Annotated in this window: 8 protein-coding genes and 5 tRNA genes; 1 reads left to right on the top strand and 12 read right to left on the bottom strand. The window is 59.5% G+C overall.

Translation table 11 applies throughout. The features are described from left to right. Positions 1-2: 2 nt before the first annotated feature. Positions 3-14,801, bottom strand: coding sequence for a two-partner secretion domain-containing protein (locus tag AC56LG_RS12180; protein ID WP_497166350.1), 14,799 nt, complete (start codon positions 14,799-14,801; stop codon positions 3-5). A gap of 6 nt (positions 14,802-14,807) precedes the next feature. Continuing rightward, on the bottom strand, positions 14,808-16,499 hold the full coding sequence (locus AC56LG_RS12175) for a ShlB/FhaC/HecB family hemolysin secretion/activation protein (protein WP_497166349.1): 1,692 nt from the start codon (positions 16,497-16,499) through the stop codon (positions 14,808-14,810). Positions 16,500-16,859: 360 nt separating this feature from the next. On the opposite strand from AC56LG_RS12175, the gene AC56LG_RS12170 reads away from it, so the two are divergent. After that, positions 16,860-17,084: a hypothetical protein gene (locus tag AC56LG_RS12170; protein ID WP_497166348.1), complete on the top strand. Its 225-nt coding sequence runs from the start codon at positions 16,860-16,862 to the stop codon at positions 17,082-17,084. A 55-nt stretch (positions 17,085-17,139) separates the two neighbouring features. Here the strand turns inward: AC56LG_RS12170 and AC56LG_RS12165 are convergent, their stop codons facing one another. The 10 genes from AC56LG_RS12165 to AC56LG_RS12120 all read right to left on the bottom strand — a co-directional run bounded on the left by AC56LG_RS12165 (position 17,140) and on the right by AC56LG_RS12120 (position 22,217). Beyond that, the gene (locus AC56LG_RS12165; protein WP_497166347.1) at positions 17,140-17,391 is read right to left on the bottom strand and encodes a hypothetical protein; all 252 of its coding nucleotides are present in this window, start codon (positions 17,389-17,391) and stop codon (positions 17,140-17,142) included. Positions 17,392-17,464: 73 nt separating this feature from the next. After that, positions 17,465-17,538 (bottom strand) — tRNA-Cys (locus AC56LG_RS12160). A 78-nt stretch (positions 17,539-17,616) separates the two neighbouring features. After that, positions 17,617-17,692: transfer RNA gene (locus tag AC56LG_RS12155), tRNA-Gly, on the bottom strand. A 34-nt stretch (positions 17,693-17,726) separates the two neighbouring features. Beyond that, positions 17,727-17,802, bottom strand: a tRNA-Gly gene (locus AC56LG_RS12150). A 39-nt stretch (positions 17,803-17,841) separates the two neighbouring features. Then, a tRNA-Gly gene (locus AC56LG_RS12145) sits at positions 17,842-17,917 on the bottom strand. Between the two features lie 111 nt (positions 17,918-18,028). Next, a tRNA-Gly gene (locus AC56LG_RS12140) sits at positions 18,029-18,104 on the bottom strand. An 86-nt stretch (positions 18,105-18,190) separates the two neighbouring features. Continuing rightward, complete coding sequence (gene pgsA, locus AC56LG_RS12135) at positions 18,191-18,769, bottom strand: CDP-diacylglycerol--glycerol-3-phosphate 3-phosphatidyltransferase (protein ID WP_497166346.1); 579 nt, start codon at positions 18,767-18,769, stop codon at positions 18,191-18,193. A gap of 151 nt (positions 18,770-18,920) precedes the next feature. Next, the gene (uvrC, locus tag AC56LG_RS12130) at positions 18,921-21,020 is read right to left on the bottom strand and encodes an excinuclease ABC subunit UvrC (RefSeq protein ID WP_497166345.1); all 2,100 of its coding nucleotides are present in this window, start codon (positions 21,018-21,020) and stop codon (positions 18,921-18,923) included. A gap of 25 nt (positions 21,021-21,045) precedes the next feature. After that, on the bottom strand, positions 21,046-21,450 hold the full coding sequence (gene acpS / locus AC56LG_RS12125) for a holo-ACP synthase (protein WP_497166344.1): 405 nt from the start codon (positions 21,448-21,450) through the stop codon (positions 21,046-21,048). After that, a complete protein-coding gene (locus AC56LG_RS12120; RefSeq protein ID WP_497166343.1) occupies positions 21,447-22,217 on the bottom strand; it encodes a pyridoxine 5'-phosphate synthase in 771 nt (256 codons plus the stop codon). Before AC56LG_RS12120 ends, acpS begins: the two co-directional genes overlap by 4 nt. Positions 22,218-22,220: the final 3 nt, after the last annotated feature.

The raw sequence follows: 22,220 nt of genomic DNA, 5'->3' as shown, positions 1-22,220 counted from the left end.
TCCTAGTGCCAACGAGTTGGCGAATTTTTTGTATTCGGCTCGACGAGCGTTCGCTTGATGTCGTCGACCTGCCCAGAATTTTGCAAACTTTCAATTATAGGCTTTTCATATTTCTGCCATACAGTACCGCCTTGCCAATCTAAAAATCCTGAGCTATTAATTGCTTTATCGGGAGTTTGCCATACATATATGTCGCCCGATGCGCCTGAAGCATATTTAGAAGAGAGCCCACCCCAAAATTGCTCCCCACCATTTGCCCATGTAAATCTGTCATTAAGGAAACTCCAATTATTGACAACTCTGCCGCCTGGTGTCGTTTCCATTAGTGCCACTCCAGACTTAGAAGCGTCTCTCATAGCCGCGTCCAAATTCCCGCTCCAAAACCCAAGGGGACTCCCTCCTGTACTAACATCGAGTTGTTGAATTAACCCGTCAACATCGCCAGCAATAATATACGGTTTCAGCGAAATGCGAGCGTTGGCTATTGAAGCGGCTGCGCCAGAGTTCATCGCAGATATATTACGTAGCGCCGCGAGCTCGTCAGCAACTGTGGTTCCGTAAAGGGTCGTTACGATAGCTACAGGGACGCTACTAGAATGCGTTATTGGCGTAGCACCCGTTGCACTGCGCGCATCTATAGGTAATGGGAGTTTTTTAAGTTTCTCGCTTATTACATCTCCGACGGCCATACTAGCCTTACTTGCAACCTTAGCAGTACCTAGCGCGGAGCCCAAAATAAAAACGCCTTGCGCACCTGTTACATACTGCACTGCGCCCGTCACATCCTGCCCATATAGACTATTAAGTTGACGCTGTATATCTTTATTGGCAATAACCGCCACGCCTTCCCCGAAAATTTTCGTGTTCGATTTTGTACTTTCGATGAATTCGCTTGCAGTGTCGATCGGATGCCAAACCGCGTTCCAAGCACTTGAGACAAGTGAGAGACCTACCTGCTTAGCGACGCCTGCGGGGTCACGCCGCACAGTTTCCAAAGCAGTTGCTGAGTACTGTTGAATTTCGGCTCGGACACCGTCAAGCGCATTACGCGTGGCATAGGGAGTAACATATTTGTTGATAAACGAGTTGTCGGTCTCGAACAATCCGTTCTGGGCTGCGACGAGCTGCCCATCCTGTGTCGAAAATAGCGCTTGCGCTTGACCATAAGCGTTCGTGAAGGTTTTTCCTTGTGCCTGCGCCAAGAAAGCTTGTGCCTCTTTGTCGTTCGCACCAAAAAAACTGCCTCTCCAAACCAGATCAACCTCTCTGGATGCCTGCTGCGCTAAACGCTTGGTCGCTTCCTCAACCGAAATATTTTTTTCAACTGCAAATTTCGCAGCATTATTCTTAATCCACTTGATCTCGTCGAAATGAAGCTGGCGGTTGTTAGCATCGACATTTAGCCCTGTTGCCGCCCCAACATCACCGCCAGCAGCGCCACCGATAACCCCAGCGGCTCCTCCTGCGATCAGTCTAGCCGCTACGTCGGCCGCCCCGCTCCCCAATCCTGCCCCAGTTAGCGTTTCTTTAACAGCCTCTTGCAATTTATCCAAGGTTGGTGCCGCTTGTGCTGCTGCGGCCGCTCCAACGGCGCCGCCCGTTCCTCCACCTAGCGCTCCAAGTGCTGTATGCGCCGCGACGCGGTAGATCCCACCTTCGGCCCACTTCGCCGCCTCCTCAGCATTACCTTGACCTTTCAACTCCTTCGCCTTGGTTTCAGCGTAATCGCCAATTGCTTTGGCTAGGCGCGGCATGGCAGTACCGGTGATCTGCATCTGCGCATCTACTTCGCTCAGTGCTTGCGATCCATTCCAACCTTTAGTAAGCGCCTGAGCCGTGTCCTTGCCAGTGTTGACGTCACGATTTAAGCCAGCCACAGCTTGTTCTGCCGACTGCTCTCCGATCGTTAACGTTCCGCCGCTGATGCCACTCCGTGTCGTGCTGGCTTGGCTATCGCTCACCTGTCCAATCCCTGGCGCCATACTCGGAGAGAACGTATTGCCAGTCTGGTTCTTGCCAATGTTCACACCGAGGCTGACACCGCTGGCCTTGGTGCTGTCCCGGTTCTGGATGTCGCTGAACGAAAGCGTAGCCGTGGTCAAGCTATTACGCCCATCTGCAATCGCCTGCTCACTACTGCTGATCATGCCGCCTTTCAAATCCGTATTGCCGGCCACCTGGATCTGGAATCCACCATCGCCTGCCCGGATCCCGCTTTGCTCCTGCACGCTAGCGTAGTCGTTGTGGACCTTGCTCTGGCTGGCGCTGGCACTGAAGCCAGCGCTAGGACCGAAAGTGCCCGAGGCGCTGGCGTTCTGGCGCTTGCCGTCCAGGGTTGCCGTGTCCTGCAGACTCTCGATGTTCAGGTTCCGCTTGATATCCGCGACAACTTGATTACCGCTGACCACTGCCCCTTTCAGATTGGTGTCACCGCCACTGAGGATCGTCAGCCGGTCTCCGGCAGTCACGTGGCTATTAACCTGGGTCGCTCCTTTGCCGTCGACGTTACCCTTGCTCGTGCTGGCGTTAGCGGTCACGCCAGCATATGTGGCGTTCTTGCCATCGATTTGGGCTGCCAAGCCAATGCCCGCGCTCGAACTCTTGCTCTGGCTATACAAGCTATCAGCATCCTGCGCAGCCAGCACGTTGACCTGATTCTCAGCGGCCAGCAATACATTCCCACCCGCCCGCACGTCGCTTCCGACGATATCGATATTGCTGGCCTTGCCACCGCCGGTCGCCCTGATCGTGACGTTATTGCCGGCCGTGAGCAGGCTGCCGCCATGGGTGCGACTCGTCAACTCCTCACTGCTCTGGCTTTCGGAATGTCCCAAGGTCAGGCTTACTTTAAAGCTCGGACCGTTTTTAGCGAGATCTTCGATAGCGTCCTTGCCGGTGATCCCGGCTGCAGCTGCGGCCAGCGCTTTGAGGCGGCTACTCGAGGTCTGGCTGGCCGCATTGCCCATGCTTTGTGCCGTCTGGATTGCGTTGACGACACTCCCCCCAACCGCCAGCGTTAATCCAGTTTGCGTCGTCTTGGTGCTGAACTTGCTGTTCACGTCGTCCACACCCGGCGTAATCGCCACGCTTTTCCCGGCCAGGTTGATATCGGTTCCGGCGTTGAGGTCGCTGCCGCTGATTTTGAGCGCTTCGCCTGCCGTCACGTTGAGGTTGCCCGCGATCGAACCCACCATGCTGCGCGACTGCCCGCTTTGCATCGTTGCATCGCGACTCTGGTCCGTAGTAGTGGTTCTGGTTCCGTAGCTGATGCCGAATCCGCCGCCACTCAGGAAACCGCTTTCCTTGACCTTCGTATGGTGCTTCTCTGTAAGCGTACTAGTGGCAGCCGCGATGTTGACGTTGCCCGCCGCTGCCAGGTCGACGTCGCCTTCACCCACGATGGCGCTGCCGAGCACATTGATGTCCTTGCCGGCGCTGATGTCGACGGTCTTGCCCGACAGTGCACTGCCGATTGCCTGGCTGCTTGCGACGTAATCGGCACGCTGGGTTGTCTTTTTCTGCAAGAAGCCGCCCGAGCTATGCGTCGACGCGGTGTCCGACACATGCTTTTCCTGCGTTGACACGATATTGACGCTGTCTGTTGCCGTGAGTTTTAGCGCCTCGCCAGCGGCAATCGAGCTGGCGGTGATGTTGATCGCTCCCTTCTCGAGTAGCCCTGCTCCGACCAGCAGGGTTCCGGCGGCGCCTACTCCTGCCCCGACCACGGTCTGGTTCTGGTAAATGCGCTTATCGTAATGCTTGCTACCTGGATCGTTCTGCAAGGAGGCGCTGGCCTCATTGGTGACGGCAGCGATGTTGATATTCCTTCCGGCGAGGAGTTGGCCATTGCCACTGCCTCCAGTGCCGATCGAGACTTGCGTGCCTGTCAAATTCAGGTCGCCCTTGGCTGCAATCTTCAGGTCGCCAACGGTGCTGATCTGGCTGAGTTGATGGGTAACGCTGCTGTTGTTTTCGGTGTAACCGCCGATCTGGGATTGGTAGGTGCTGCCGGTTCGGATCGTGTCGAAGTCGATGTTATTCCCTGCCGTAAGGACGGCGCTGCCGGCGGTGATTTTGCCAGCCAGGTCACTCAGGTTGCGTCCGGCCATGATATCGAGCGAGCCTGCTGTCGTGATCGTTGCCTTGTTCGACAGCGACGTATGGCTGCCGCCATTTTGCTGGAAGTCATAGGTCTGGGTTACCGCCAACGATTCATTCCTGACGTCGCGGTCGGCCGCCAGCACCACCGAACCACCCTTAATCGTGCCGCCCCGGTTGACGATATCCTGGCCTGCCACCAGAAGCGTACGCCCATTGCCACCATCGATAACGCCGCCACTGTTGAGGACACCTTCGGTCGTATTGATCGTTACGCCGTTACCGAGTACTAAGGCGCCACCAGGCTGCAAGGCACGCTCGCCAACATGCGCAAGGTAGACTTTGGGCACCAGGACGGTTTCGGTGCTGCCGTCAGGCAGCATCACGGTCTGGCTTTCGATCCAGGCGATGTCACTCGTCAAGTGCTTGACTTGCTCGGCGCTGAGGGCGATGCCGGGACGTAGCCCGAACTCCTTTGCGGCGCTGACGGCATTTGTCAGCAACTGACTGTAGATACTGTCGTCGCTGGCGCCGCTGTATGACACGTGACCAGTCAGTTCGGCCAACTGCTCGCGCACGAGGCGTTGCTCGTAGAAGCCGTCGCCGAGGCGCTTTTGCGTCATTGCCGGGTCGAAGGCCAATTGCTTCAACAAGTAGTCGCTGCTGGCCCACTGCCTCTGGTTGGCGAACTGCGGCCGGGTTTCGAACAGGTAGTTGCCCGTCGCGTCCGGGTTACGGATGAACAGGCCACTTGGTGCAACTTTCGTCACGCCGGCGAGTGCCGCTCCCTGCACGCTGCTGGCTTGCCGGGCGGCCGCTGCGCCGCCAGCAGTCATCAGGTCGCCCTGACTTGTACTGTTACCGTTCACAGTGGCCGTGCTGGCCAAACGTTGGGTATTATCGGCGCTGCTCTTATTTGCTGCGCCCTTTGTAACAATGCTGTTCGCCGTGCCGCTGGTATTCACATCGGTGGCAAGCACGGGTTTGTTCGCATAACCGCTGCCGGTTATATTCCCACCGGTTCTCGTATGGTTCGCGAGACCACTGGCAGCGGCGCTGGAACTGGCGTTCGCGTTGTTGGAGCCAGTCGCTCCGGCCGCACTTGCCAATCCGGTCTCCGAGCCGTTCGTGTTGAGAGGTAGTTGCGTGCCAACCGTACCGCCTGTGCCGGTCGTGGCCCCGACCTGTGCACCGGCCGCATTTGCTCCCGAAGCGCCGCTACCGATTACATTGACCGCGTCGCGGATATTGCCGACAGTTCCTGCGGTGACGTCGATGAGACTGAAGCTCCGGCCAGTAATGGTCACACCCTGGTTAGCTTCAATTATGCCTGTCAGTGAACCTATTTGTTCCGAGAGACTCGGATTCTGATAGCGTGTCGTTTCTCCTCCTTTCGTGGTCCACGCACCATCGAATGTATGGGTACGGTACAGAGTGCCAGCAACGTTTCTCTTCTCAGCATCACCGTCGAATGTCAGGCTGCCTTTGGCCTTGATGTCGCTGAACCGGTTTTCCAGCAAGTTGGAGACCGTCAGATGCATGTCGCCACCCGAGAGAATCTGCGCCACGGCGCCCGCACCTGGCGCGAGCCGGTCTTCCAGCACGACATGATGCGCGTCGCGGGATGCCTCGAGCTTTTCCCTCTCCGCCGCAAGCATTTGTTGTGTAGTCCGGATGATCGTTGTGCGCGGGTCGTCGTAACCCGGCTGGGTAATCAGGCGAATGCAGTTGCTGCTGCAGCTGCCGTACTGGTTCGAAAAGTCAATGGTGGAATTCCAGTTTGTAACGCTCCCCGCAAGAACGATCGCATTAGCCGCAGGGGCTCCCTGGTCGGGATTGGCGATGTTTTCCGCGCGCTCGAGATAATAGATGACGCGGGTGCCGTCCGACGGCGTCAAGCGAGACTGCCCGCCATAGTGTCCGAACTGGCCGGACGCTTCGACAAGAAACGCAGAATCGTTTGCGTGGGTACGAATCACTGCGCGGTGGATGGTATGGCCATCTGGTGTAACGAATACCTCGTCCTCCAGAATGTCCGACGGACTGACGAAATAGACTTCGTGTGCCCTATAGTTTGATGACGCCTTATCGTAGTAATTGTTGTTGTCGCCAAATTGGTACCAATCCGGCATCTTCATGTGGACGGTTTCGTCCACCGTTTTCACCTGCACTATCTGTACGTTTTCACGCACGTTACTCAAGGTGTTTGCATTAAGTACCAGGTTACCGCCCGCTTCAATGGTCGACGAGATGTTATTGACCGCAACGGTACTACCGCCGCCGGGCTTACCGATCGTCATGTTTCCGCTGCTGTACAGGGTAGCGCCCCCTGTGTTATTGAGGGTACCGGCGACGCCCAGACTCAGTGCATTCGTCGCGCCAATCAACGCCGACGAACCACTATTTCCCAAGTTGTCAGTAGCCACACTGACGTTCCCGCCTACGATGCCTGCACTGTTGCTGACGTTGGCCGCGCTGATGTCCAGCGTGTTTTCGCCATTGATTTCGCCTGCATTAGTGAGGTCGCCTCTTGCCTTCAGGATGACGTCCATGCCTTCGATGGACGCTCCAGCCGTATTGACGATCTGCTGACCGGAGAGGGTCAGGACACCGGCGGCTTCCATCGTCGCGGTATTGGTAATATTGCCGCTAACGGAAAGGCTCAGGTTACGGTTCGAACGAAGTTGCTGGACGCCACCGCTATGCACATAATTGCCGTCCATTGCTACCGAGAGGTCACGCCCCCCGAACAGTTCGCCCAGCGCAGTGACCGCATGTGTATCGATCACCAGATCGCGATCGGTAGCGATGCGACCGTCGGAATTGCTCAGCTGCTGGCTGGTGAGGTTCAAATCGGCACCCGAGCCACTGGCCGTGCCAAGGCGCCCGCCATCGTTGTTCACCACGCTCGCATTGATGACCGCGTTTCCGCCTGAATAAACTTCGCCGCTATTGACGAAGGTTGCGCCTGCCTGGTTGAACGTCAGCGTGCCGGCACTGTTGATCTTGCCCAGGTTGTTAAGCTTGCTGGTGATCGCCAGCGCGAGATTATTGCCGGATGCGACAGTGGCACCGGCTTGGTTCAGCAAGGTCTGCCCGGACAGGAGGACATTGCCCATCCCCGCGATTGTTCCGCTGTTGCCGATGCCGGTCTGGCTGAGTATGTGGGTGTCTCCGTTGCCGGCATTGCTGATTTTGCCAGTGCTGTTGTCGATGGAGACCCCGTCGAGAACCAGGCTGCCATGCGCGCCCAGTGCTTCGACCACGCCACCGCCATTGCTGATCGTGCCTGAGCTTGTTAAGGCCAGGCTATTGCCGGCCTGTAGCGTGCCGTGGCTGTTGTCAGCGCTACCGTTGATCAGGAAAGTGGCATTGCGATCAGCCAGGATCGCGCCGCCATGGTTGCTCAGGGTGGTGCCAACCGCCGTAATGTCCGTGCCGGAACCGCGTACTGTCGAGATCCGGCCGCCACTGTTGTCGAATATCGCTGTTGCCAGGTTCATGCTTCCGGCAGCAGTGATCTCGCCACTGTTGGCAAAGGATGCGCCGACGCCGTCGACACCTAGTGTGCTGCCGCTGCTGATGGTTCCTGCATTTCTGAGTTGCTGGTCTACGTCCAGCAGTAGCGCGTGACCGGATGCAAGCTGCGCGCCGGCTTCGTTCTGCAGCGCCGAGGCGTGCAGGTCAAGCGCGCCGTTGCCGGCGATGGTGCCGCTGTTGACAATGCCTCCTCTGCTATCGACTGTCGTCTGGCCGGTGCCGGCATTGACGATGCGCCCTTCGTTGCTGATGGACTGCGACTGGACCGCCAGCGAGCCCGAGGCTGCTTCGATGGCACCACTACCGTTGTCCAGGGCGCCGCCAACATGCAGTGTCGCGCCCGTTCCACCGCGGAGCACGCCGGCGCTATTGGCGACACTACTATCGACCTCGACACGCAACAAGCCATCAGCGGAGAACGTGCCGCCGGTATTGTCCAGCTTGTTAGTATCCAGTGTGATCGCGGCACCGGAATGATTGGCCGTGTATACCTGGCCACCGTTGCTGTTACTGACCTCGGCGGCGCTGATGTCAATGCTGCTTCCTGCACCGATGCGGCCAGTATTGCTCAAGGTTGCAGTTGCCTGGTCGAAGCGTATGGTTCCTTCGCTGGTAATGGCGCCGGCGTTTGTCAATTGCTCGCGAATCGCAAGATCTAGCCCGGTGCCGCTGCTGATCGTTCCACTGGCAGAGTTCTGTAAGGTTTTTGCAGACAGGTCGATAGCGCCCTTGCCGGCAATCGTACCGGCGTTGACGATGCTCGTTGCGCTGTCGATGGTCGTGGCACCGGTGCCGGCATTGACTATGCGCCCACCGCTGCTGACGAATTGCGCCGCGATCGCCAAGGCGCCGGCCGCAGACTCGATCGTCCCAGTTCCGTTTGCGAGCGTGCCACTGACGTCGAGTATCGTGCCGGTCCCGCCGTGTAGTGTTCCACCGCTGTTGGCGAGGTTACCGTCGGCGTTCACCCGCAGTTGGCCATCGGCGGAGATTGTACCGACGATGTTGTCTACGGTCCCGGCACGCAGATTGATCGCGGCGCCCGAATCGTCCACCGTATACATTTGGCCGCCATCGTTGCGAACACTGGCGGCATTAATGTCGATGGCGCCACCAGCGCCGATGCGTCCGCTATTGGTAAAGCTCGCACTTGCCTGGTCAAAGCGTAGAGCTTGGCCACTGGTGATGGCGCCTGCGTTCGTCAATTGCCGGCGCACCGCCAACTCCAGCGCGCCCAACGAGCCGATCATGCCGGTGTTCGTACTCTGCAACGTCTGCGCCGCGATCGCGAGCGCTCCGTTGCCTGCGATCGTGCCGCTGTTGAAGATCGCGTTGGTTGCTGCAACGAGCGTGGCGCCGCTGCCCACATTGACGACGCGGCCGTCGGTGTTATCGAGAGAATCGGTACGCACACTCAGCGTAGCCCCAGGGCCTGTAGCTTCGAGCACACCGTCCCGATTGGCCAAGACACCTGCGGTGTCGATGGTCATCGAAGTATTGGCACGCAGTTCACCCTGCCGGTTGTCCAGTCCCGCGCCGGACATGATCCGCGCCTCGCCATCGGCCATGACTTTGCCACCTGCGTTGACGATCTCGCTTGCACGCAAGACGATGTCGCCATTACGTCCTGCCACCGTGCCGAGCTGGCCGCCACTGTTATCGAAAGCTGCCGTCTCGATGGTCGCACCGGTGCCACTCGCGATTTGGCCGCTGTTACGCACCGCTGCTCCAGCGGCACTAATCATGAATGCTTCTTTGCTGCTGACCACGCCCGCATTGGCGATTGCGTGGGTTGCCGTGATGCCAAGGTCCTTTGTTGCAGCAATGCTGGCGCCAGCCTGATTGTCCAGCTCGGCAACCGTCAGGTTCACGCTGCCATTGCCGGCGATCAGTCCGCGGCTGACGAGTTTTCCATCCACGGTCAATGTCGTCGCACCGGTGCCGACGTTGACGATACGGCCACTACCGTTGTCGAGCGAGGCTGCGTTCAGGCTCAGTTCCGCGGACGAGCCAAGAGTCTCGATCACGCCGCCGTCATTGCTGACGGCACTGCTGGCGCTGAGCTCAAGTGAACCTGTGGCCTGCAACGTACCAAGGGTGTTATCGAATCCACCAGCACTATTTACTTGGACATCCTTGTCGGACAGGATGGCGCCGCCACGGTTGCTGATGCCTCTGGCATCGAGCGCCAAATTGCTCCCTGAACCTTTGACAGTCGCTAGTTGGCCGCCATCGTTGTTGAAAATGGCACTAGCTAAAGTCAGCGTTCCGTCTGCGGCGATGAGTCCGGCATTGTGTACCTCGGCGGTCTGCGCTGCAATATGCAGTGCGTCACCGCTTTGCACGGTTCCTGCGTTGTCGAGCCGGGTGCCGATCGTGGCCGTCATTGCGCCTGCCGACGCCAGCATGCTCCCAGTCTTGTTCACCATACGATCGGCGCTTAGCGCCAGTACCCCGTTACCCGCCAGCAGCCCGCTGCTTTCCAGGCTCTCGGCTGCGGCAATCGTCGTTACGCCATCGCCGACGTTGACCACGCGCCCTGTACCATTCAGGATGGCATTCGCCTGCAGCACGAGCGTTGCATGGGCGGCAGTTGCTTCGATGACGCCGCTGTCGTTGGTGACATTTCCGCCGGCCGCCGTTCGCACCGTATCTACGCCCTGGAGCATGCCTCGGGTGTTGTCCAGCGCCCCGCCGACACCAACCGTTAACGCACGTTCGGCTACGATCCTGCCATCGCGGTTGGACAGGCTGTTTGCCTGAAGCGTTACACTAGCGCTGGAGCCTTCGGCCGTGGCAAGCGTGCCGCCACTGTTGTCGATCGCAGCGGTCTGAATCGTAATGTCGCCATCCACGACAATGGTGCCGCGATTGATCAGCGTGGCCTCGTCCTCGTCGATCGTGAGTGCAGCGCCGCTGCTGATGGTGCCGGCATTGTCGAGGAGGGCATGCGCCTGCAATACCAGAGCGTCGGCGGCAATACCTCCTTGCGACATATTGGCGACCGACTGCGCCTCTACAGCAAGCTTGCCGCTACCGGCAATCTGCCCGTTGTTGACGAGCGTGGTATCGGCGCGTACCAGCGTATCGCCGTGGCCAACGTTCACGATGCGTCCAAGATTGTTCACTACTGCGCCGGCCTGGAGTTCCAGCGTGCTGTCAGCAGACAGCGATTCGATGCTCCCACCGCTGGCATCGACCAGTCCACCTGCGCTGATCCGCAGGTCGCCCTGGCCTTGCACCAGGCCAGAGCGATTGTCGATGCCGTTCTCGCTCACCAGGATGGCGTCGCGCTCGGCAATGATGACGCCACTCTTGTTGACGATGCTCTGCGCGTCAATCAATACGTCACTCTTCGCCCCTTGCGCGGTGGCGATCCTCCCGCCTGTGTTGTCGACCGTTTTCAGAGTCATGTCGAGCGCACCGCCGGACACAATCGTGCCACTGTTGCGCAGGACTGCTTCGCTTTGCCTGGCCTGCAGGCCGCTGGCCGCACTGATCGTACCGCTATTGTTGATGCGCCTGCTGACGGCGAGGTCGATCTCGCTGGTCGAACTGACCGTCCCCGTGTTGTTCACCGTGTCGGCTGCCAAAGCCAGTCGCCCATTGCTCGCGATCAGGCCGCCATTCTCAACGTCGCCAGTTGCGCTCACGCTGGCGTCGGCATCCCCCACGTTGACGATGCGGCCGCTCGTGTTGTCGATCGTGGTTGCATGCACATCCAGAGTGCCATGCGTTCCCAGCGATTCGATCACGCCACTCTGATTGCGAAGTGCGCCGCCGGCACCGATGTCGATCGAACCGGCGGCTTGCAGCACGCCGGCATCGCCGTCGATGTCGCCCTTGACGAGCAGGGTCGCATCGGCACCTGACATGACCCTGCCGCCACGGTTACTCAGCGCATTCGCCTTGAGGTCGATCGTCGCGCCCAGCAGAGTACCAATGGTGCCACCATCATTATCGATCAGGTCAAGATTCAACGCCGCGTCAGAGGCTGAGGTGATGGCGCCACTGTTTACCAAGGATGCCTTTTCCTGATCGAAATTCAGCGCGCCGGCGGTACTGATCGTCCCGCCACTATTGACCAACTCGCCACGCACGGTGAGTTCGAGGTCGCCGGCGACGCTAACGGTTCCACCGGCGCCGTTGCTCAAGGTCTGCGCCGTTAAAGTAAACTGCCCATTCGCACTGATGATGCCGTTATTGTCGATTCGGTCTTTAGCTTCAATGGACGAACCTTGTGAACCAGCGGCGGCAATCTTCCCGCCGTCGTTCGCGATCTGTCCGCCGTGAACCTGCATGCGACCGAGCGATTCGATGTTGCCGCCGCGATTCTCGATGCTCTCTCCCGCATCGAAAGCGAGTTCGCCACCAGTGCGAATCCGTCCGCGCTCGTTGTCGGCACGTCCCTGGATCTCGATCTTTGCCTGTCCGTCAACATCGATCAAGCCACCGTTGTTACGAAGAGTAGTGGCCCGCAGTGATAACTGGCTGCCGTAGCCGGCTACAGTTGCGATCGTGCCGGCTGTGTTGTCGATGGCCCCGACCGCGACCTCAATGTCGCCGGCTGCAACCAGGTTGCCGCTGTTGTGCAGCTGCGCGCCGCCCTGCACCATACGGACGCTCTCCCCAGCGTCAATCCGACCAGCGTTGTAAAGCGTATCGCGCACCGTCAGTTCCAGATTTTCAACTGACCGTATACTTCCTGCGGCTTCGTTCGCGAGTGTCTGGGCCACGATCTCGACATCGCCATTACCGCCGATCAGCCCGCTATTGCTCACCTTTGCCGCGTCCAGCAATGTCTTGCCCGTACCGGAGTTGGCGATCCTTCCATCGCGATTATCGATCGATGCGCCGCTAACGCGTATGATGCTATCGCTCGCCAATGCCTCGATATTGCCGGCGTGGTTCAGCAGGTTACCAACGGCGTCCAGCGAAAGACTACGCGTGACCTGGATACTGCCACCGCCATTATCAACGGCACCGCCAACCGTGATCGTGGCGTCCTTCGCAGCAATCGTGCCTCCGGCATTGTTCAAATCCGCGCTTTTGGCGGTCAGTGTGCCCCCAGCCGCGATCATGCCTCCGCTATTGTCGAGTGCGCTGGTGCGCAGGTTCACATCCCCGCCGGCGACCCATTTACCTTGGGCGCTACTGGTCGCTCCACCTTCAACGGCCAGGTGTCCTGTTACGTTCAGCGAACTGCCGCTGCCGCTGATCGAAGCAGCACGCAGGCGCAGGTTGGACGCGATGTCAAGCAAACCGTGCCCTAGCGCCAGGTCGCCGCCAACGTTGATCTCGGCAGCGGTGCTGCCAAGATGGCGCAGCGTTCCACCACTGTTGTCCAGGCCCCGAGCGACATTTACCGTAAGTTGAGTCGCCTGCAGCAGGCCGTGGCGATTGCTGAAGGAACCGAATCCCCCATCGAAAGCGGCACCGACCAGAAGCTTGCCATGGTCGTTGACGAAGCTGTCGATCTTCGGTTTGAAAGCATCAAGGACCGTCAGCGTGCCCCCGCTGTTGTCGAAGGAAGGACCACTCACGGAGAGACTGCCCAGGTAGGCCGTACCGTGGTTTTCGAACGTGCCCGTGTCGAGCGTCATCCTGCCGTTTGATGCGATAAATCCGGAGGCGTTATCGAGCTTCCCTGCCTCCACCCGGCCATCCGCCAGCACCGGCTGCGGTCCTGGAAGACCGGGCGTACCGGCATCCGGATGATCCGGCTCTTGCGGCCCAGTGTCGGGCGTGCTGCCGGCATCAACCGGGGTAATGGTGTTGCCGTCGGCACCTGCTGAATTGCCCGTTCCCGTGGCGCCTTCATTAGAGCTTGTTGCGCTTTGTCGTCCAAGCGTCCCGGATGCGTTGCTAAACTGTTCCGCCTTGAGCGAAAGGGCGGCGGTCCCGGTTTGCAGTACCGTGCCCTGGGCATTGCGGAAGGTGCCACTTGCCAGGTCGACTCGTGCAGCCTCGATACGTCCACTGCCATTGTCGATTTCACCCTGCACCTTGATCAACGCTTCCGACGCAGACTTGATCTGGCCGGCGTTGGCCAGACTGGCGGCCGTCAATAAAAGTTTGTCACCTGCCTGGATATTCCCGCTGTTCGCGACGCCGGCAGCATTCGCGTCCACACGCTGGCTCGCTGATAGAGTGCCGCTGTTTTCCAGGCGCCCACCCGAGGTAACGATCAGGTCGCCTGCACCAGCGCCAATCCCGCCAGCATTGCGCACTCCGACGCCAGCCTCCGTGCCCACCATATAGATTTGATTTGCATACATACCGCCGAGCTGCGCAACATCCACCGCAAACATCGGCGCCACGCCGCCACCTTGGCTTGCTTGCGTTACGCTTGCCAGCGCCGCTTCCTCAACTTCGTTGACACCAGTGATAACGTTCAATCGTTGCGCCCACAAGCCAGCATTGACCTCGACCGAACGCGCGATCAATGCGGTGTAATCGGTCTTGCTTGCATCCAGGCCGTCCTCGCCGAAGACAATCTGGCCGCGTTGTACCGAGTATCCCCGCAAGCGGCCGTCCTCGAGGATCGGGCTGCCGGTGGTGAGCGTCGCACGGCTGACGTTAATGAAGCCACCGCCATTGACCGCGATGCCCGCAGGATTAGCAATGATCATCTCCGCGCGGTCCCCTGCCACCTCGATATAGCCTTGCAGGCGGCTGGGATTGCTCGAGTTGACTTCGTTCAGGATAACCCGCGCCGTCCCCTTGCCCAGCCATGGGTTGCCTTGTACCCAGCCGCCGATCTGTGACTGCACGTCGGTGCGAGAATTATTCAGGACGACACCACCTTTCGGCACATCGAACTGCGAATATACATTGCGCGAAACACCAGCCGCACTGGGTGTCTGGATGTTGACCTGCACCACACCGTTTGCAGTTTCGAGCACAGTGGGACGCAGCTTACCGGGAGAATTTGGGTCGGCAATGACTTGGGCCGATGTACCTCCCGCCAATATCATTCCTCCTAGTCCCGTCCCGATCAGTAACGCGAGGCGGCGCAACGCGGGGGCGTGCATGATGCCTCGAACCGAATTGTTGGCCACGACCTGTCCGGGGGCCTTGGTTCGACTGCGCGTTGTTTCTGCAACGGCCATGCACAAACCACGGGCTTTGTTGAATACGATGCGATAGCAAAGTTTGTTCATGGCGTGTCAGAATTCGTAGTTAAGGTTAAAACCCGCTGCGACGCTCGCGGTACGGAAGCCTTCCGGCATACGTATCGGTTTGCCGGCAAACACGTCGGTCTGCAGCCGTCCTAATTGGCCGCGCCAACCAAGGGCGGCGCCAGTCAGGCGAGTACCCAGCAAGCGCGCGGCGCTCGGCCCGGACACGACGCCATGGTCGAGTGCCACGTACAGCTGCTGGCTCGTTCCGGGAATAGTCCAGATCAGGTCATTGCGCAGCAGCGAACCGCGCTCTGCGGATAGGCTGGCGTCGCCGTCGAATCCACGGACGGTGTAACGGCCGCCAATGGCAAACCGGTCTTGCGGCACCAGAGACGTACGGTTCCACTGGCCGCGCCAGGCGCTCTGGAGTACAACACTACGGCCGAATGGGATGTTTAGACCGATATCGGCATTGAATAGGCGCGGTCGCGCGGTACCTTCGCCATATAGTTCTTCCGGCGCCGGCATCGTCCCAAAGGCGGAGGTACCAAGTTTCCAGGTCAGTCCCAGGTCGAGGGTGCTGTTACCGATGAATTCCTTATGGTGAATGCCGGCGGCGAAACCGCCCATCCGGCGTCGCTGAACCTCGACTTCCGTGTCATCGATAAAATTGCGGCTGCGTCGCTGGTATGCGCGCAGTGACAGGGTGGTCTTGCGTACTGAATCGCGATATACCAGGCGCGCCAGCTTCAATTCGACGTTGGTGCTGGTGCCGCGGTAGATATAGTCCTGATTGGCGCCTGGCACCGTCTGGTGATAGCGGTAGTCATTCGCCTGAAGGCCCGCCAGCCAGTACCCATAAGGAATCGAGTAATGCAGCGCGTAGCCCTTGGTACCGTGGTCGCCGGGAGGGGTATCGCCACGCAAATTGCGGTTGAAGCTCACATAGAAAAGATCGTGCAATCCGGTTAGGTTATCGAGTGAGACGGTAACGCCGCCTTGATAAGTTCCTGTCGATCGGGTACCGCTGTCGTCCGCTGAGAGGCTTAACCGGTAACCGCGACTAGCTACCCACTTGATGATTAAATCGCTCTCTCCTGGCAAGTCACCCGGTACGATCTGGATATCAGCCTGGGTTCCAGGTACGCGCTTGAAGTTTTCCAATCCCTGCTCAATTGCACGCAGGTTCAGGATTTCACCAGGACGTGCAGGTAATGCACTGGGGTAGCCTCCGCGCGGCGCGGCGTCGGCAAAGCGAATCGCCCGGATTTTTCCGGGAACCAGCTTCAAATGAAGCTCTCCACTTTGCAAGTTCTGTGGGGCGGCAAAGACCCGGCTTGTTACAAAACCACCCCCGATAAGCGCATTCTGGACTTCGGCAACTAAGGTATTGATGCCGGTACTACCCAGGCATCGCCCAAGGGCCGGTTCGGCCGCCGCAAGCACCCATTGGAAAGACGCTGCCTGCTCACCTTCGAGTTTGACTTCTCGGATCACGAAGCATGGGATTTCTCCTGCTGGGTATCCAGTCGGCTTGGTTACCGATGGAGCTTGCAGGCGCACATCAGGGGTAGATTCGTCTTGTCGTCGTTGCGCCTCCTCGCGCTGTTGTTGCCTTTGCAGCTGATTTTCGGCAACGTCGTTAATAATTTGGGACGATGCCGGAAACGCAAGAAAACAGCCGAGCAGGCCTAGGGATTGACGCGGAAAAAGACGTAAAAAGAGAGGTTTCTGCATAAGATGAGTAGCGTGAGGGTTTGCACTGCTGACTCATCGAAGTATTTATCTACTTGCCATATGGAAATATACGGAAGATCAAGTTGGTTTTATCTGGTGTAGGAAACGCCGGGTCTTCCTGTCTATCTCAAATTGACTGTATGAATTCGGACTTCTGGCGTGACTGAACGTCGCATTGTGATCACAGCAAGAGATGAGGATCCCAAGTGGATGACGGTACGGCGCCGTTCATTGACGTCAAAATCGGATCATGCCGACTATCGATGCGACTTGGCTGAACATCGGGGGTAGCCGCAGGCTGAACCGTGCGTCCTTGCCAGGCATTTCTGAGTAGGATGACAACTTTCGGGAGGAAATACCATGCCAAGAGGAGCAAGTCCACGCCGCGAGCGCGAAGCCAAGAAACTCGAGCGTAAATTCAAGAAGGAAAAGCGCTACAAGGGCCGCGAAGACGAAGTCGCGGCGCGGATCGTCAATAAGCAGCGCGCCAAGGCCGGCGAGACGAAAACGCGTCACAAGCCAGCACGGCGGACGACGTCCCGGCGCAAGCACCGTACGGGCCGCACTGCGCGCAAGAGCAAATAATCAGCTAAGTTGTGCTTTCAACGCTTTGCCGCCTTTACAAAGCGGCAAATCCAGTTCAGATGAACGGCCAACTGACGATACGCTTCACATGCAGCACCGCGCGCGTACCGACATAGGCGATCGCCGTTCCGAACGCGAGCACGCTGCGCAAGTCGCCCATGACGGCGAAAAACACGCCGGCGACGGTAACAATGGCGACCAGCACCATCAGCGCCAGTTCGATACTCAGGAAAAAGGGAATGGCATTGCGCCAGACGCGGCGCAGGAGTGCGGCAGCGTCCTTGAGGGTATGGATGTCGTGACCCATGGTTTTCTTCACAATCTTGGACGGGACCCAGAAATGCAAAAATCGCCAGCAAGGGCGATTTTTGGCTTCGTTCTGGAGGCGAGGACGGGAGTCGAACCCGTCTAGACGGCTTTGCAGGCCGCTGCATAACCGCTTTGCTACCTCGCCAGTAGGTATAATACGACTGCTGGGCTGGACGGTTATGATCCAAATCAACAGGAGAAGGGAAATGTCTTCTCTGAATTCTGGAGCGGGAGAAGAGTCTCGAACTCTCGACCTCAACCTTGGCAAGGTTGCGCTCTACCAACTGAGCTACTCCCGCTTAGGAGTTATTGCTTAAATTTACCAGCACCTCATGGAGCGGGAGAAGAGTCTCGAACTCTCGACCTCAACCTTGGCAAGGTTGCGCTCTACCAACTGAGCTACTCCCGCATGGAGTGTTACTGCTTACCGACAACTGCCCCAGATAACTGGAGCGGGAGAAGAGTCTCGAACTCTCGACCTCAACCTTGGCAAGGTTGCGCTCTACCAACTGAGCTACTCCCGCATTCTGGAAACATTGATTATCGCAGAAATTGTGACAACTTCCAAGACAACCTTTTACTGCTTCTTTACTACTTGCTTCTACTACCTTCTTGCTACCGACGATCTGCAAACCTGGAGCGGGAGAAGAGTCTCGAACTCTCGACCTCAACCTTGGCAAGGTTGCGCTCTACCAACTGAGCTACTCCCGCTTTGTCTTGTTTGCTGCGATGTCGTTGCAACAGGCAAGCATTATAGATGATCTGATCCGTACGTCAAGGATGACAGAGAATTAATCTTACAAATTCCCGCCTTTTTCCTTAATCACCGGCCACGCGCGGCGGAGATAGTAGAACATCGACCACACCGTCAGCACGCCGGCGACCCACAGCAGTAGTTCGCCCCAGAAATGGACGTCGATACCGAACAGGGTGTCGTGGTACAGCAATGCGGGAATCGCGACCATCTGGGCCGCAGTTTTGACCTTTCCCAGCGAGCTGACCGCGACCGACTTGCGGGCGCCGATTTCGGCCATCCATTCGCGCAGGGCCGAGATCGTGATTTCGCGGCCGATGATGATGAAGGCGATGACGGCATCCACGCGCCCCAGCTGGATCAGGATCAGGAGTGCGCCGGCCACCATCAATTTGTCGGCAACCGGATCGAGGAAGGCGCCGAAGGCCGAAGTCTGGTTCCAGCGCCGCGCGAGGAAGCCGTCGAACCAGTCGGTAACCGCAGCAATGATGAAGACGAGGGTCGCCGCCAGGTTCTGGTCGGCATGCGGCAGCCACTGTGGAGGGAGGTAATAGACGCCGACAACGAGGGGAATGAGTGCTACACGTAACCAGGTCAGGAGAATCGGGATGTTAAAAGGCATAGGGGCGTGATCTGGCTTACCGTTGGAAAAAAGCGTGCGCCGCTAGTCTACATGGGTATTGCCGTTTAAACCAGTTGAGCTCAGCGGCGAGGCGGCGGGCCCACAGAGGCGAACATGCTCTCCGTAATTCGCCACGCGCGCCCTGCCCGCTTTAATGCAATTGCCGGTAAATCTCTTCCGCCAGCGCAGTCGAAATGCCTTCGACCTGGCACAAATCTTCCACGCTGGCGTCGACCACGCCGCGCAGGCCGCCGAAGCGCGCGAGCAGGCGCTGGCGGCGCTTGGCGCCGATGCCTTCGATCTCTTCCAGGCGCGACGCTTGCCGTGCCTTGGCGCGCTTGGCGCGCATGCCGGTGATGGCGAAGCGGTGCGCCTCGTCGCGGATCAGGGCGACGAGCATCAGCGCGGCCGATTCCTTGCCGAGCTCCTGGGGTGCGCGACCGTCCGCGAAGATCAGCGTTTCCAGGCCCACGCGCCGGCCTTCGCCCTTGGCCACGCCGACGATCAAGCCGATGTCCAGGCCGAGCTCGGACAACACCTGGCGCGCCATTTCGACTTGCCCCTTGCCGCCGTCGACCAGCACCACGTCGGGCATGACGCCATCGCCGCCCGCCACCTTTTCGTAGCGGCGCATCAGCACCTGGCGCATGGCCGCGTAATCGTCGCCCGGCGTGATGTCGTTGATGTTGTAGCGCCGGTACTCCGAGTTCTGCATCGCGTGGTGATGGAAGACCACGCAGGATGCCTGCGTCGCCTCGCCCGCCGTGTGGCTGATGTCGAAGCATTCGATGCGCAAGGTTTCCAAGTCCGCCGCGTCCAGCGACAGGGCCTCGGCCAGTGCGCGCGTGCGCGACTGCTGCGACCCTTGTTCAGACAACAGGCGCGCCAGCGAGATCTCCGCACCCTTTTGAGCGAGCTCAAGCCACTGGCGGCGCTGGCCCTGCGGCTGGAAAATCAGGTTGATGCGGTGCCCGCACTGCTCGGCCAGCGCCACCATCAGTTCGGGCTGGTCGAACTCGATGTTCAGGATCAGGGTGCCGGGAATGAACTTGTCGGTGTAGTGCTGCACCAGGAAGGCGGCCAGCACTTCGCATTCGATCGACAGTTCGGCGATCGCCTCGCCCACCTGGGTCGGGAAATAGGCACGGTCGCCCAGGTGCCGTCCGCCGCGCACCATGGCCAGGTTGACGCAGGCACGCCCGCCCTGCACCACCACGGCAATCACGTCGACGTCGGCATCGCCGGTCGTTTCCATGCTCTGCTGGTGCAGCACGCGCGAGAGCGACTGAATCTGGTTGCGCACGCCGGCGGCCTGTTCGAACATCAGCTTTTCGGCAAACCCCTGCATCTTGTGCTGCAGGTCAGCCATGACTTCGTTCTGGCGCCCGCGCAGGAACTTCGCGGCGTTCTCGACGTCTACCTTGTACTCATCCTTGTCGATCAGGTCGACGCACGGGCCGCTGCAACGGCCGATCTGATGCAGCAGGCAGGGACGTGTGCGGTTGGCAAAGACGCTGTCCTCGCAGGTGCGCAGCATGAACACTTTTTGCAGGATCTGGATCGATTCCTTGACCGCCCAGGCGCTCGGGAAAGGACCGAAGTACTGGTTCTTCTTGTCCAGAGCGCCCCGGTAATACGCGAGGCGCGGAAAGTCGCCACCCGTGATCTTCAGGTAGGGATAGGACTTATCGTCGCGAAACAGGATGTTGTAGCGCGGTTTCAACGCCTTGATCAGGTTGTTTTCCAGGATCAGGGCTTCGGCTTCGCTGTGCGTGACGGTCGTTTCCAGATGCGCGATCTGGCCGACCATCATCGCGATGCGCGGGCTTGACAGGTTTTTCTGGAAATAGCTCGAGACGCGGTTCTTGAGATTGCGCGCCTTGCCGACGTAGAGCACGTTCTGGTTGGCGTCGAAATAGCGATACACGCCCGGCAATCCGGGCAACCTGGCGACCGTTGCCAGCACCTGTTCGCGTGCGGACGGAGCGGGCTGCACGGGATCGGCGGCGTCTTCGCGCAAGACCGCCCTGCGCTCTTCCTTCACGGCTTGCCAGGCGTCGGGACGGGCACGCGGCGTGGACGCCTTGGCCGGCTTGCCCTTCGCGGGCTTGTCGTCGACAGGATGCGGCGCAGGCATCGCAGCCCCGCCTGCGGCGACGTAGGCGACCGGCGCTTCCGCTACCTCATGGCCGGGCTTGTTCTCAGGCGCCGGATTTTCCGGCAACGCGGGGGAGTGCACTTCCTTGGTCACGGCGTATCGCTTGGGTAGTAGTTGCTTAAGGTGTGGCTGGGTCTTGCGTGACGATGACAAAGGCGACGCCGTAATCGGCCTCGTCGCTGATCGTCACCTGCGCACTGAGCCGGTGTTCGCGCATGAATTCGGCCAGTGCGCCGCTGCAGACAATGGTTGGCTTGCCGCTCGGCGCATTGAGCATCTGCGCCGAGCGCCAGGTCATCGGCATGCGCATGCCCAGGCCGATGGCTTTCGAGAACGCTTCCTTGGCTGAAAAGCGCGTGGCGAGGAAGCGCAGGCCGCGCACCTCGCTGCGTGCGCGCCGCGCATGGTATTTCTCGAGCTCTTCGGGTCCCAGGATTTTCTCGGCGAACCGCGGACCGCTGCGCGCCAGCGCCGCCTCGACACGCGAGATCTGGACGATGTCGGTGCCGATACCGTAGATCATTGGGCCCCCAGCGACACGCCGAGGCGCGCGGCAACCATGATCGCCTTCATCTCGCGCACGGCATTTTCCCAGCCGGCGAAGAGCGCATGCGCGACGATCGCGTGGCCGATGTTCAGCTCGGCGATGTCGCGGATCGCGGCCACCGGCTGCACGTTGGTGTAATGCAAGCCATGGCCGGCGTTGACGACCAGGCCGTGGCGCACGCCGGCAGCGGCGCCGGCCTTGATGCGCTCGAGTTCGTGCGACGCTTCATCGCCTTCCGCTTCGGCATAGCGGCCGGTGTGCAGTTCGATCACGGTCGCGCCCGTCTGGGCGGCGGCGGCGATCTGCGCTTCGTCGGCATCGATGAACAGCGAGACGCGGATGCCCTCGCCTTTCAACTGCTTGACCGCGGTTTCGACTTCCTTGAAGTAACGAATCACGTCCAGGCCACCCTCGGTGGTGACTTCCTCGCGCCGTTCGGGCACCAGGCAGACGTCCTGTGGTCGCACCTGGCAGGCGAAGTCGATCATTTCCTGGGTCACCGCCGCTTCCAGGTTCATGCGCGTGGCCAGCTGCGGGCGCATCGCCAGCACGTCGGCATCCTTGATGTGGCGCCGGTCTTCGCGCAGGTGCAGCGTGATCAGGTCGGCGCCGGCCTGCTCGGCCAGCAGGGCCGCGCGCAACGGGTCCGGATAGACGGTGCCGCGCGCGTTGCGCACGGTGGCGATGTGGTCGATGTTCACGCCGAGGTCGATGACCTGGCCAACGGGTTGCAGGAAGCTCATGGT

This window comes from Telluria sp. ZB2R32, from assembly GCF_059685715.1.
This window is presented reverse-complemented; position numbering and strand designations above follow the sequence as displayed.

Coding starts and splice junctions, on each gene's coding strand:
- AC56LG_RS12170 (WP_497166348.1), top strand. CDS start 16,860: ATGCCAAGAGGAGCAAGTCCACGCCGCGAGCGCGAAGCCAAGAAACTC.
- AC56LG_RS12175 (WP_497166349.1), bottom strand. CDS start 16,499: ATGCAGAAACCTCTCTTTTTACGTCTTTTTCCGCGTCAATCCCTAGGC.
- AC56LG_RS12120 (WP_497166343.1), bottom strand. CDS start 22,217: ATGAGCTTCCTGCAACCCGTTGGCCAGGTCATCGACCTCGGCGTGAAC.
- acpS (WP_497166344.1), bottom strand. CDS start 21,450: ATGATCTACGGTATCGGCACCGACATCGTCCAGATCTCGCGTGTCGAG.
- AC56LG_RS12165 (WP_497166347.1), bottom strand. CDS start 17,391: ATGGGTCACGACATCCATACCCTCAAGGACGCTGCCGCACTCCTGCGC.
- AC56LG_RS12180 (WP_497166350.1), bottom strand. CDS start 14,801: ATGAACAAACTTTGCTATCGCATCGTATTCAACAAAGCCCGTGGTTTG.
- pgsA (WP_497166346.1), bottom strand. CDS start 18,769: ATGCCTTTTAACATCCCGATTCTCCTGACCTGGTTACGTGTAGCACTC.